At 41.4% G+C, this 12,724-nt stretch carries 11 protein-coding genes; 9 read left to right on the plus strand and 2 right to left on the minus strand.

The features are described from left to right. Positions 1 to 58 precede the first annotated feature (58 nt). The 5 genes from ABXS78_RS04880 (at position 59) to lipA (ending at position 5,416) form a co-directional block, all read left to right on the plus strand. Positions 59 to 1,159, plus strand: a complete 1,101-nt coding sequence (locus ABXS78_RS04880) for a methionine biosynthesis PLP-dependent protein (protein WP_366249156.1) — start codon at positions 59 to 61, stop codon at positions 1,157 to 1,159. Between the two features lie 11 nt (positions 1,160 to 1,170). Further along, on the plus strand, positions 1,171 to 2,343 hold the full coding sequence (locus tag ABXS78_RS04885; protein ID WP_366249157.1) for an aminotransferase class I/II-fold pyridoxal phosphate-dependent enzyme: 1,173 nt from the start codon (positions 1,171 to 1,173) through the stop codon (positions 2,341 to 2,343). 16 nt (positions 2,344 to 2,359) lie between these two features. After that, a complete protein-coding gene (locus ABXS78_RS04890) occupies positions 2,360 to 3,466 on the plus strand; it encodes a 5-methyltetrahydropteroyltriglutamate--homocysteine S-methyltransferase (RefSeq protein WP_366249158.1) in 1,107 nt (368 codons plus the stop codon). Between the two features lie 207 nt (positions 3,467 to 3,673). After that, positions 3,674 to 4,483 carry a biotin/lipoate A/B protein ligase family protein gene (locus ABXS78_RS04895; RefSeq protein ID WP_366249159.1) on the plus strand — a complete coding sequence of 270 codons (810 nt, stop codon included), beginning with the start codon at positions 3,674 to 3,676 and terminating at the stop codon, positions 4,481 to 4,483. A 12-nt stretch (positions 4,484 to 4,495) separates the two neighbouring features. Then, entirely contained in the window at positions 4,496 to 5,416 is a 921-nt protein-coding gene (gene lipA, locus ABXS78_RS04900) for a lipoyl synthase (protein WP_366249160.1), read from the plus strand. Between the two features lie 787 nt (positions 5,417 to 6,203). On the opposite strand, the gene ABXS78_RS04905 is transcribed toward lipA, so the two are convergent. Together ABXS78_RS04905 and ABXS78_RS04910 are read right to left on the minus strand one after the other, a co-directional pair. After that, positions 6,204 to 7,214, minus strand: coding sequence for an ABC transporter permease (locus ABXS78_RS04905; protein ID WP_366249161.1), 1,011 nt, complete (start codon positions 7,212 to 7,214; stop codon positions 6,204 to 6,206). Further along, positions 7,211 to 7,912 carry an ABC transporter ATP-binding protein gene (locus ABXS78_RS04910; RefSeq protein WP_366249163.1) on the minus strand — a complete coding sequence of 234 codons (702 nt, stop codon included), beginning with the start codon at positions 7,910 to 7,912 and terminating at the stop codon, positions 7,211 to 7,213. Before ABXS78_RS04910 ends, ABXS78_RS04905 begins: the two co-directional genes overlap by 4 nt. Before the next feature lie 153 nt (positions 7,913 to 8,065). Here ABXS78_RS04910 and ABXS78_RS04915 point away from each other — a divergent pair, with 153 nt between their 5' ends. The 4 genes from ABXS78_RS04915 to aldA all read left to right on the plus strand — a co-directional run bounded on the left by ABXS78_RS04915 (position 8,066) and on the right by aldA (position 12,669). After that, entirely contained in the window at positions 8,066 to 8,668 is a 603-nt protein-coding gene (locus ABXS78_RS04915) for a TetR/AcrR family transcriptional regulator C-terminal domain-containing protein (protein ID WP_366249164.1), read from the plus strand. Between the two features lie 658 nt (positions 8,669 to 9,326). Then, positions 9,327 to 9,677: a GNAT family N-acetyltransferase gene (locus tag ABXS78_RS04920; protein ID WP_366249875.1), complete on the plus strand. Its 351-nt coding sequence runs from the start codon at positions 9,327 to 9,329 to the stop codon at positions 9,675 to 9,677. A gap of 45 nt (positions 9,678 to 9,722) precedes the next feature. Further along, positions 9,723 to 10,625, plus strand: coding sequence for a DMT family transporter (locus ABXS78_RS04925; protein WP_366249165.1), 903 nt, complete (start codon positions 9,723 to 9,725; stop codon positions 10,623 to 10,625). 583 nt (positions 10,626 to 11,208) lie between these two features. Further along, entirely contained in the window at positions 11,209 to 12,669 is a 1,461-nt protein-coding gene (aldA, locus tag ABXS78_RS04930) for an aldehyde dehydrogenase (protein ID WP_366249166.1), read from the plus strand. Positions 12,670 to 12,724 lie beyond the last annotated feature (55 nt).

Here is a 12,724-nt window from a genome sequence, read left to right on the forward strand (position 1 = left end):
CTTCTTCCTTTTTGGGGAGAAGGTTCTTTTTTTGTTGAAGAGGAGGGTGAGAAGCGGTATGGGATATAGTTTAGAAACAGCATTTGTGCAGCTTGGAAATCACAGTGATGGAGTAACTGGGGCAGTTAATCCTCCAGTTTATCTGTCCACGGCTTATGCGCATAGTGGAATCGGAGAATCTACCGGCTATGATTATTCACGGACGAAGAACCCCACTCGATCAGTTCTGGAAGAAGGGTTTGCAAAGCTGGAAAAAGGCGATCAGGCATTTGCATGCAGCTCAGGCATGGCAGCAATCCAGCTTGTATTGTCACTTTTCCGTTCGAGCGATTCCCTGCTAGTGCCGGAGGATATTTATGGAGGCACCTATCGGCTGTTTGATTTCTATTCAGATGCCTATGACGTCTCGCCAATTTATGCGCCATTTCATTCCGTCGAAGAGACTGCGATATTGATAACGGACGATACAAAAGCAATTTTCCTTGAAACACCGACAAACCCGCTCATGCAGGAAATTGATATTGCTGCCTATGCGCAATTGGCAAAAGCATATGACCTGCTGTTAATTGTGGATAATACGTTTCTGACACCTTATTACCAGCAGCCGCTTACAGAAGGAGCAGATATCGTCATCCATAGTGCGACGAAATATATCGGCGGCCATAACGATGTTTTAGCCGGACTTGTTGTGAGTAAAGGCAGTGAGCTATCAGATCGGTTAGCTGTATTGCATAACGGTACGGGAGCTGTCTTGTCTCCGCTCGATTCCTGGCTTCTCATCCGAGGCTTGAAGACACTGCCGCTTCGAATGCGGCAGCATCAAGCAAATGCTGAGCGCATCGCAAGTTATCTTGCAGAGGAGCCGAAAGTGAAAGACGTCCTGTATACAGGAAAAGGCGGCATGCTTTCCTTCCGTGTTCAGGAAAGCAGCTGGGTCGATCCATTCCTTCGCAGCCTGGAAATCATCACCTTTGCCGAAAGTCTTGGCGGAGTGGAAAGCTTTATCACATATCCTACAACACAGACACATGCGGATATCCCTTTAGAGGAACGGGAAGCCAGAGGAATTTGCGATTGTTTGCTCCGTTTCTCGGTCGGGATAGAAGAAGCGGAGGATTTGATTCATGATTTACAGCAAGCATTCGCCAAACTGTATTAGGAGGTCAACATATGGGAGAACAACAAGCGGAAACAACGTGTATCCGGGGATCATATAAAGAGCAGCGGACAGGTGCTGTTAACGTCCCGATCTACCTATCGTCAACCTTTCACCAGGAGAGCTTTGATGATTTCGGTCCATTCGACTATAGTCGTTCCGGCAATCCGACACGAAAAGCACTGGAGCAAAAGGCTGCTGAACTAGAGGGAGGGAGAGACGCGTTAGCATTTTCATCTGGCATGGCAGCAATTTCCTCCGCATTCATGCTGCTGTCAGCGGGGGATCATGTGATAGTGACCGAGGGTGTGTACGGCGGAACGTATCGTTTCGTAACAGAAATCCTTCCAAAATTCCAGATTAGTCATTCCTTTGTTGACCTAACCGATTTGGATGCTATAGAAGCAGCTGTACGGCCAAACACGAAGGTCATTTACTTGGAAACACCGTCCAATCCGTGTTTGAAGGTGACTGACATTCGGGCCGTGGTCCGGATAGCAAAGCAACATGATTGTTTAACTTTCTTGGACAACACATTTTTGACGCCGCTGTATCAACAGCCATTGGCACTAGGTATAGATGTGGTCATCCACAGTGCCACCAAGTTTCTGTCAGGGCACAGTGATATTATCGCCGGACTGCTGATCACAAAGGATACAGAACTGGGAGAACGACTGGCTTTTATCCAGAATACGTTTGGTGCCATTCTAGGTGCCCAGGATAGCTATTTGTTGCTACAAGGAATAAAGACGTTAGGTACAAGATTACGTCAGTCATCGGAAACGGCGGAGAGGATAGCTTTGTTCCTGCTTGATCATCCGTTAGTGGAAGATGTCTTCTACCCTGGCTTGCCTACCCATAATGGACATGACATACATACCGGTCAAGCCATTGGAAATGGAGCAGTACTATCGTTCGCCCTGCCGAGCAGGGAGCACGCAAAGATTTTTGTTGAACAGCTTCGCATACCGATCTTTGCTGTCAGTCTCGGCGCGGTAGAATCCATTCTTTCGTACCCGGCTACGATGTCACATGCTGCCATGCCGGAAGCAGAACGTAAGAAACGAGGTATATCAGATGGACTCTTGCGGTTATCTGTTGGCCTGGAGCATGTGGAGGATCTCATTGGAGATCTGCAGCAAGCCTTAAAGGCTGCTGAAAGAGTAATAGAAAAAGTAAAAAACTAAAATGGGAGAGATGAACATGACAACGAAAACAAAAACGGCACCATTCAGAGCAGATCACGTAGGGAGCTTGCTTCGTCCAGATGTTCTGCACAAAGCCAGACAGCAATTTAAAGAAGGCCTGATCAGCAAACAAGATCTTCGTGATATCGAAACAACAGAAATCAAAAGAATTGTCGACAAACAGATTGAAGTCGGATTGGAGCTGGTAACAGACGGAGAATTCCGGAGAAGATTTTGGCATACAGATTTTCTGGAGCATCTTAACGGCATCACAGGTTATGTTCCGGATACCGGCTATTTGTTCAAAGGGGAAGAGACAGAACGGTATAACATAAAAAATACTGGCAAGGTTTCGTTCAATCCTGATCACCCATTTATCGAGGATTATAAAGTATTCCAAGACATCGTCGCTGGCAGGGCAGTGGCTAAACAGACAATTCCGAGTCCGAATCAGCTCTTCCATACAGATATTCGTGATCATTCGATTTATCCAGATATCGAGGACTTTGCAGCTGACGTCATTCAGACTTACAAAGATGCCATCCAAGCATTTTATGATGCAGGGGTACGCTATTTGCAGCTAGATGATGTTTACATTGCTACACTATCTTCTCCTGATGCGAAATTCGATGGAGAGCACTCCAGAGAGTTCTTGATCGATTTGGCACGCCGGGTGATCAATGGTGTATTGGAAGGTAAGCCGGAGGATCTTACTGTGACGACGCATCTCTGTCGAGGAAACTATCGCTCCACATATATGTTCGGGGGCAGCTATGACTTGATTGCAAAGGATCTGTTAGCGAAAGAGAAAGTCGATGGTTTCTTCCTAGAGTATGATGATGAGCGATCTGGTACATTCGAACCGCTTCAGTATATCCCGCAGGATGGTCCAAGAGTCGTGCTAGGCGTTGTAACTTCGAAATTTGGGGAACTGGAAGATAAGGATGCTGTAATCAGCCGGATTGAAGAAGCAACAAATTATATCCCTCTTGATCAGATTTGCTTAAGCCCGCAATGTGGCTTTGCCTCCACACATCATGGCAATAAATTGACTGAAGAAGAACAATGGGAGAAACTGCGCTTCATCGTCGATGTTGCAAAGACAGTTTGGCCGCAAGCGTAAGAAAAAGCCGTCCATTTTGACGGCTTTTTTACTTGCCATTAAGATCCTCACAGTTAAGTAAGTACTCTGGTAATTGGTAAGAAATTGGGAGTATTTAATCCTAGTAGGAAAGTAGGCTTTTGAGAAAGCGGTTGCTTCACCGTCTTGCCGTTCGTTAGAATTGAATTGTTAATATTATTTGAACTTTGTAAATAAGAAGGTGACAGTGTGCGGAAATGGGTTTTCTGGGACGACGGTGATCATTCGCCTGCCTTTAATATGGCGGCGGATGAAATGCTTATGCAGTGGCATCGTGAGGGACGGATCGCCCCAGTGTTACGTTTTTACGGTTGGAATCCTGGCGGGTTTTCCGTTGGGTATTTCCAGAAGACAAAAAAATTCAACTTAGAAGAAATTGAGAAGCGAGGATTTGAACTAGTCCGACGGCCTACTGGCGGCCAAGCAGTACTGCATCATCAGGAACTGACGTATAGCATTATCGTATCGGAGGATTATCCAGGAGTACCATCGACTATTAAAGATGCGTACAAGGTGTTATCACAAGGGCTGCTGATCGGCTTTGAAAACCTGGGCATCAAAGCGGAGTTCGCCTTACCTGCTGACTCGAAACCGAAGGGCACAGCCAATTGCTTTGAGGAAGCTTCTTGGTATGAGATCAATGTGGACGGTAAGAAAGCGGCCGGAAGTGCGCAGACAAGACAGAAAGGTGTTATACTCCAGCACGGATCGATTCCAATCTGGCTGAAGCAAGAGGATTTGCTGGAATTGTTCCTATACCCAAGTGACCGTGTCAAAGAGCGTGCTTACAAGAGCTTTATGGACAAAGCTGCCAGTCTGCAGGAGTTTATCTCTGTGCAGACTACTATGAAAGATATAAGAGGTGCCTTTTATGATGGTTTTCAAAAGGGATTAGGTGTAACATTCGAAAGACTTGAACTGGATGAAGTACAACTAAAAACAATCGAAGAACTTGCCAAAGAGAAATACCAAAATCACGAATTCTTATATGCACGTTAAGGAGGAACGAAAATGGTAAAAAAAACGATGGCGCAACGTCGGGAAGGTATGCTCCGTAAGCCCGAGTGGCTGAAGATTGATTTCAACACGAATGAAGACTATATGGATTTGAAGAAAATGATGCGGGAAATGAATTTACATACTGTATGTGAAGAGGCGAAATGCCCGAATATCTATGAGTGCTGGTCGGTACGGAAAACGGCAACATTCATGATACTCGGTTCTATTTGTACAAGAGGCTGCCGCTTTTGTGCGGTTACTTCAGGCAAGCCGACAGAACTGGACTGGGCAGAACCAGAGCGCGTCGCGGATTCTGTTGCTAAGATGGGACTGCGTCATGCCGTTGTCACAGCTGTTGCCAGAGATGACTTGGAAGATGGAGGTTCAGCAGTATTTGCGGAAACAGTACGTGCCATTCACCGCAGGATGCCAAATACAACGGTAGAGGTACTGCCGTCCGATATGAAAGGAACGTATGAAAGCATCAAGACACTGATGGATGCCAAGCCGGATATTTTCAACCATAATATCGAGACAGTACGACGATTAACTCCTTCTGTCCGTCATCGTGCAACATATGACCGCTCACTCGAATTACTTGACCGTGTCAAAACAATCTCTCCGGACACACCAACAAAATCAAGCATCATGCTAGGCTTGGGAGAGACAAAAGAAGAGATTGTGCAAGCAATGAATGATCTGCTGGAGCATCGTGTGGATATTATGACGATCGGCCAGTACTTGCAGCCATCATTTAAGCATCTGAAAGTACAGAAGTATTACCATCCGGATGAATTTGCCGAACTGAAGGAAATAGCCCTGCAGAAGGGCTTCCGTCATTGTGAATCAGGCCCAATGGTCCGCTCCTCCTATCACGCGGACGAACAAGTGAATCCAGAAGCCAGACAGCGCCAGTTTGGCGGCTGTTCTTAAGCCGGAAGAGGTCATGCTGATCAGGCATGACCTTTTTTCTTTTAAAAACCATTGATTATAAACGAAAAAAATCGGGAGTATGAATGATTTTCGGTTTATTGACAGAGATAAGTTACAGAATCAGATTTACTATTAGAACAAGCTCAGGAAATAGACAATCATGTCAGTGTTCCTATCGAAATGCAGATTTTAAGCAATGTAGAAGACCGACGTAAATGAAAAGATGTCTGTGAGTTTGGCGTCTAAACTTTATAATTACTCATGATTTCCAGGATCTCGGGTATGAATTTGCGGAAAAGAAATTGAAGTTGCGGAATCCGGTAGCGAAGAATTTTTATCCAAGATGTATATATACGTAAGAGAACGGGGGAGATGACAGTTTATGTAGCTTATAGCGAAGATTTCGATGTGACGGACGATGAAACTGGTTATTTCAATACTGACAAGCTCTATAAAGAGATATTCTGCAAGTTATAAAAAGTATGATGTAGTGAAGGAGGGGAAATATTCGTAAAGGATTGCGAGCTGTTAGAGGAAGACCGCGCTTGCTCCAAAGCATTCAACTGGCACGAAAGCCAACAAAGTCAAAGTAAATGAGTATTTCACGCTGCATACCAACAAAAAACGTTGGTATGCAGCGGCAAGCACGTATAGAAGAAACAATCGTTTCTTTTTATGAAAAGCAGGCATCGAGCCTGCTTGGCTGCTCCAGTAGCAGCCTTAAAGATCAATACCTTAATAGCTTCGCTCATGCAGCCGTATTTATTTGTTATTGAAACTACTCTTCTTAATATGGACGCTCTTTTCGTAGCATAATGAAGTTGGCAATAATAAAGATCAAAATGAAACTACAGAGTATAAGTAAGTCACTCCATATCCAATATATATCTTCACCACGTAACATAATTGCATTTAGCGCACGGGTAGAGTATGAAAGAGGCATAATGTTGGCCAACCCTCTTACCCATTGCTCACCGCCGGCTAAATCAAATAATCCGCTAAATAAAATTTGGGGTACCAAAAGAATTGGAATGAATTGAATAAGTTGAAATTCATTCTTCGCAAAGACCGATAACAGTAATCCTAAGGCAAGAGCAATACAAGCAATAATCAAGGAAACAATGGTCAAAAGTAGTAGGTCCCCTTCAAGTGGAACATTCAAAATGTAAATAGTAAACACCTCCATGGTGAAAGCCTGGAACGCAACAAAGGGTAAGTAGCCTAAAAAGTACCCAGTCAACATATAAGATCTTCTGATGGAGGTTGCTAAACTGCGTTCTAATGTACCAAATGTACGTTCACGTAAAAAGCTCACTCCGGAAGTAATGAAGACGTATAGAAAGATAAAGAATCCCATTATCGCAGGACCGACTTCTTCGAATGCTGTTAGATTGTCACCACCGTACATATAGTCTGTATGAACAGGGATATTTTGATTCTTGGTTTTGTTTTGTTGTTCAAGATTGTCCGTAATTATATGATAAGTAGCGTTCCTTTTCGCATTTTCCGTACCTTCAATAATAATTTCATATGCATTTTCTTCTGGTATAACAAATGCGTCTAGCTTTCCTTTTCTCATCTCATTCAAGGCAGGAGTCTTTGAACTGTACTGTTCCCAACCCTCTATCTCTAAAGTTTCATCCCCTACAATTCCAATTTGAATCTCTGAACTCCCTGCATTCAATACACTATATAGCAAAAACAGTACAAGCAATGGAGCTACAAACATCATCATTAGCGTACGTTTATCTCTTAATAGTTGCATCCCAATACGCTTCGCTATCATGAAGGATCTCATTCTTGTGCCTCCTTCAAGAAAGCATTATCAACAGAACCATAATGTTGAATTAATTTCTCGGGAGTACCAGCGTCAGATAGCCTTCCATTTCGCATAAATAATAATCGATCACAAGCTTCGGCTTCGTCCATCAAATGGGTGGAAAGTAAAAGTGTTTTGCCGGATTTTTTAAGGCGTTTGAATTCCTGCCAAAACTCTATTTTTAACTTTGGATCAATACCAACTGTCGGTTCATCTAAAAGCAGAATTTCTGGGGCATGTATAAGTGCAATGGCCAAGCTTAATCTTCGTTTCATTCCTCCAGAAAAGAGAGAGATTTTACGTTTTCTGACGTGATATAAGTCAACAAAAGTAAGAAGTTGATCTACTCTACCCCTTAGTTCTTTTCCTTTTATCCTATGAAGAGATCCGAAATAAAGTAAGTTTTCCTCGGCTGTCAATTCACCGTAAAGAGCATCATTTTGTGCCATATAACCTATATATTTGCTTACTTCTAACGTTGGTTGTAACTTGTCTTTTATCTTTATCTCACCAGATTGAACTTTGGTTATGCCGGCAAGTGCTCGAAACATTGTTGTTTTGCCAGAACCACTTGGACCAATTAATCCAACTAATTCTCCTTTCTTAACTGTACAAGAGATATCAGTTAAAATGTGATGCTTTCCTTTTCCTATTGTTACTTCCTTTAAGGTAATCATAACGCTCCTCCTCGCACAACAGTTGTCGTATAAATTACATTTGTTTCATGTATAATTATGGAACAGATAAAGGAGAGCTTCAATTTGCAAAAAAAGGGTAACTGTTTAAAAAACAACAAATTAAAAAAAATGTCTAATTAGGAGTGATAATAAATGTCTAATACTGATTTGAGAGTAAAGAAAACTTTATTAGGAATTGAAAGCAGCTTTCTTGACCTTTTAAATATAAAGGATTTTAGTAAGATAACCATTCAACAAATTGCAGATCGAGCTACAATCAATAGAGCTACATTTTACTTACATTACACTGACAAATTCGATCTTTTAGAAAAGTTGATTCAGAAACGCATGGATAGGATACTTAACATATATCGCCCTGCAGTCCATCTTACAGAGGGTGTTTTATATAAAGATTGCTATATAAACACAATAAAGTATGTTTTTCAACTTGTTGAAGAAGACACTGAATTCTATGAAGTACTTATAAAACGGGATGAGGTAAAGAACTTAAAACACAGATTTGAATCGGCTATCCTACATGTCTTTCAAGAACGTTTCCACGAACTCTTCGGTCAAGTAGCTTTACCTTTGCCTAAAGATATTTTACTGACCTTCTTGAGTGCTGCTATCAGCAGTATGCTATATTGGTGGGTAGCAAATGATAAGCCTTATACACCAGAAGAGATGGCTTCATTTATTGTTCAATTAAGTACCAAGGGTCCTATCAGTGGGCTAGGTCTTGAATTAGCTCCTTAAAATTCATGTACATAAGTAATGCTCATACTGTTGGCCTAAACCTATCGCCTCCATTCCGTAGGTTTTGATGCATTGTCATTCTGACCGCACCCCACGAGCCGAAAACCACCAAAACCATAAGAACAGAGCTGCTTGAAAATCAGACCAGGGACAAACACCCTGGTCTTTTTTTTATTTGATTTCATTTTTCTCCTTTGGCTTCCGAATTGCACAGCTTGGAAACGAGACTTGGATTGGAACAGGGCAGGTACCGTATACCATCCCCTGTTCCAATCCAAGTCTCGTCAGTCTGGTATCAAGGGCAAAAACTTTTTAGAAAACTGGTCCGCTGCTCTCCCAAAGTGCTTTTCCAAAAAAACTTAGCTCAGATCACCCTTGAACTGTTCGTATGTGTTGGGTCCTGCAATTCCAACAGCTCTTTTCACGACTTTTATCGGTGGTTTTAAGCTAGATTTGTTCCTGAACCAAAGATGCCGTCAATTTGAAGGATTTTTTACTTTTTTATGGTATCATTTATAAAAATTACAGGATGAGAGGATTGCTTTGACTAAAAGAATTGACATTCGTAATATTAAGTGTGCTACCGATGTTTTAAACATACAAATACCATATATAAGGTGGAGGCAGAAATTATTGGATCATATGATGATATACCGCCATTAAAAGACACGGTTTACAACATTGTGAAGAAAATTTCTATGGTTATTATGAAAATGAAAAATTATGCGGAGTAGTATCTATAAAAGTAGACGATGATGTAGTTGATATACATAGGTTAATCGTACATCCATACCATTTTAGAAAAGGCATTGCCCAGTTACTTTTAAATTTCATTGAGACTAAGTTCCAGGTTGAAACAATAAAAGTAGCAACAGGATCTAAAAATACTCCAGCTGTTAGTTTTTATAAAAAGAATGGATTTCAAAATATTAACGAAGTCTTAGTAAATGAACAACTAACCTTAACTTTTTTGAAAAGAAAGTATCAAAGTAAAGGTTGCCTTAATTGAACAATAGTAAAACCGCAGCCTTTTGTAAACGAGAAGGGGCCTTATATGAAACAAAATCAAACTGCCATTTTATTAGTTATATCCATCGTCGCCATTTCTTTCGCGGCCATCTTCGTCAAATGGTCTGATGCACCGGCTACTATCCTCAGTATGAACCGAATGTATTTAGCGTGTCTTTTGCTGGCTCCGATTGTATGGATAAAAAGAAAAGAGTTTAAAAAGATTGGAAGAAGAGAAGCGCTGGCCTTCATATTATCAGGTGCATGTCTTGCAGCGCATTTTGCTCTCTGGTTCACTTCCTTAAAACTGACAACTGTGGCCAGCTCTACGATCATTCTTTCTCTCCAACCGATTGTGGCGATGGTAGGAGGATTCTTGATTTATAGAGAAAGAGCGTCAAAAGCTGTAATCTTAACTATCGGTATCTCCATAATTGGAGTTGTCATGGTTGGCTGGGGAGATTTCGGATTACAGACGCCATCCGTTCTGATCGGAGATCTATTGTCCTTTTTATGTGTAATTGCTGTCGTTGGTTACTTATTAATCGGGCAAAATAATGTAAAAAAAGTATCACATTGGATATACAGTTTCTGTGTCTTTCTTTCAGCAGCTGTATGGCTCTATATCTATAATCTAGTGACCGGGGTTCCTGTTCGCGGTTATGACTTCGATGAGTGGAAGATATTCCTGCTGTTAGCTATTTTCCCGACAGTAGCGCATGTTATATTCAATATGCTCTTGAACTATGTGAATTCGACCACGATTTCGATGAGTGTTTTGGGTGAACCGGTAGGTGCTACACTCCTTGCAGTCTGGTTATTAGGGGAGAAGCTAAGCACGCTGCAAATTGTTGGAGGGGCTATTGCGTTGATAGGGGTTCTTCTGTTTTTGGTTCGGCAGAATAGTGAGTATCGTGTGGTGGAGGAAAGTAAACAGGAAGTACGTTAACAGTTAATAAGAGAGGAAGCACTCATAAGAATGGGACTGCTTCCTCTTTATTTGTATTGGTTAATAAGTAGACACTAAAGAGGAAGTTTTCAGATTTAAGTTTCATAGGGAATTTACTAGATTATAAATTGACAAATATATCTAGTTGATGTTTAAATAACATTAGACATTGAGTCATCTGATGACTGGATGATTAGATGTCAAAAAAAGGAAGGGTGGTTAAAGCCGATATTGAGAATGAAACTATAGTACGTGACTTATTTTGCCTCCTCACAAAGTAAATCTTTCTGATTGAAGTAATTTAGAAGGAACTATGTACATTTTCTCCTGACCCCTTAGATGAATTTGACATACGCATTTTTCATCTTAACTTCCTGGATTAGTACAGAATCGCTAAGCGAAGATAGCAGTACTTTATAAATTCCGGCTTCTAAAAGGACGTTACTCCTGTCCATATTCCCAACATCTTAGATGATTTAACTATATCAGTTAGTTAGAAAGAATGAATGATACTTAAAATGATAGCGCTTGCATTGGTGGGCTGTTTTTCATAGTGCTTACGATACTTGAAAGGAGAAAAATTATGGAGATTACTACGAAGAAGTATCAAATGTTCATAGATGGTGAATTTGTAGACTCTAGTTCCCAGGAAACACTAAACGTTGTGAATCCTGCTACTGAGGAAATTATTTCAGAGATTCCTCGAGGAACTGTTGCAGATGTAAGAGCAGCAATTGACTCAGCTAAGCATGCACAGAAAAAGTGGAAGAAAATACCCGCCTTTGAAAGAGGGAATTACTTACTGGAAATTTCTAAAGAGATACGTAACAACGAAGAAATCTTAGCACAAACAATATCAGAGGAAATGGGAAAAACGCTGGCTCTAGCTAAAACAGAGGTAAACTTTACAGCCGATTACATCGATTATATGGCTGGGTGGGCAAGACGCTATGAAGGAGAAATTGTCCAAAGTGATCGACCAAATGAACAGATATTTGTTCATAAAGAGCCTATTGGAGTTATTGCCGGTATTTTACCTTGGAATTTTCCTTTTTTCCTAGTTGCTCGTAAAGCAGCGCCTGCTTTAGTCACGGGGAATACAATTGTCTTGAAGCCAAGTGATTTATCCCCTAATAATGCTTTGGAGTTTGCAAAGATTATTGAGAAAGTGGGTCTGCCTAAAGGCGTTATCAATATCGTAACAGGCAGTGGACGTACCGTTGGTCAAGAATTGGCGAAAAATGAAGATATAGGCATGGTTAGTTTGACAGGAAGTTATAATGCTGGAGCAGCTGTGATGCGTGCTGCGGCAGATAATATTACAAAAGTATCGTTGGAATTGGGAGGAAAAGCGCCAGCGATTGTTATGGATGATGCAGATCTGGATCTAGCGGTGCGTTCCGTTATCGATTCTCGCATCATTAATACAGGGCAGGTATGTAACTGTACGGAACGTGTATATGTTCATGAAAATATTGCCGAAGCGTTTATCTCAAAGGTAACAAAAGCAATGGCAGAAGTAAGCTATGGTAACCCATTAGTTGATGGTGATATTGATATGGGACCTCTTATTAGCAGTGATGCGCTTGAATCTGTAGATCGAATGGTACAAGAAGCAGTAGCTGACGGTGCCAAGATTTTGACAGGCGGTAAACGTGCTGCGCGAGATAAAGGGTACTTCTATGAACCAACTGTTCTCGTAAATGTAACCAATGAGATGAACATTATGCAGCAAGAAATTTTCGGTCCTGTTCTTCCTATTGCGACATTCAAGGATTTAGACGATGCCTTAAAACAGGCAAACGATTGTGAATTTGGCTTAACGTCATCTATCTATACACAAAACCTTGATGTAACCATGCGTGCAAGCAAGGAATTGGAGTTTGGAGAGACATATGTCAATCGTGAAAACTTTGAAGCAATACAAGGATTCCATGCCGGATGGAAAAAATCCGGTATTGGCGGTGCTGATGGAAAACACGGACTAGACGAGTACCTGCAAACACATGTTGTGTATCTGCAGTATAACCAAGAAAAGAAATAAAAAAGAATATCTAGATTCTTCTTCGTTATCCGCAAGAATCATGGTCTTAGACAAA

The organism is Terribacillus aidingensis (assembly GCF_040703035.1).
Lineage (GTDB): Bacteria > Bacillota > Bacilli > Bacillales > Amphibacillaceae > Terribacillus.

Coding starts and splice junctions, on each gene's coding strand:
- ABXS78_RS04880 (WP_366249156.1), top strand. CDS start 59: ATGGGATATAGTTTAGAAACAGCATTTGTGCAGCTTGGAAATCACAGT.
- ABXS78_RS04885 (WP_366249157.1), top strand. CDS start 1,171: ATGGGAGAACAACAAGCGGAAACAACGTGTATCCGGGGATCATATAAA.
- ABXS78_RS04890 (WP_366249158.1), top strand. CDS start 2,360: ATGACAACGAAAACAAAAACGGCACCATTCAGAGCAGATCACGTAGGG.
- lipA (WP_366249160.1), top strand. CDS start 4,496: ATGGTAAAAAAAACGATGGCGCAACGTCGGGAAGGTATGCTCCGTAAG.
- ABXS78_RS04905 (WP_366249161.1), bottom strand. CDS start 7,214: ATGAGATCCTTCATGATAGCGAAGCGTATTGGGATGCAACTATTAAGA.
- ABXS78_RS04910 (WP_366249163.1), bottom strand. CDS start 7,912: ATGATTACCTTAAAGGAAGTAACAATAGGAAAAGGAAAGCATCACATT.
- ABXS78_RS04915 (WP_366249164.1), top strand. CDS start 8,066: ATGTCTAATACTGATTTGAGAGTAAAGAAAACTTTATTAGGAATTGAA.
- ABXS78_RS04925 (WP_366249165.1), top strand. CDS start 9,723: ATGAAACAAAATCAAACTGCCATTTTATTAGTTATATCCATCGTCGCC.
- aldA (WP_366249166.1), top strand. CDS start 11,209: ATGGAGATTACTACGAAGAAGTATCAAATGTTCATAGATGGTGAATTT.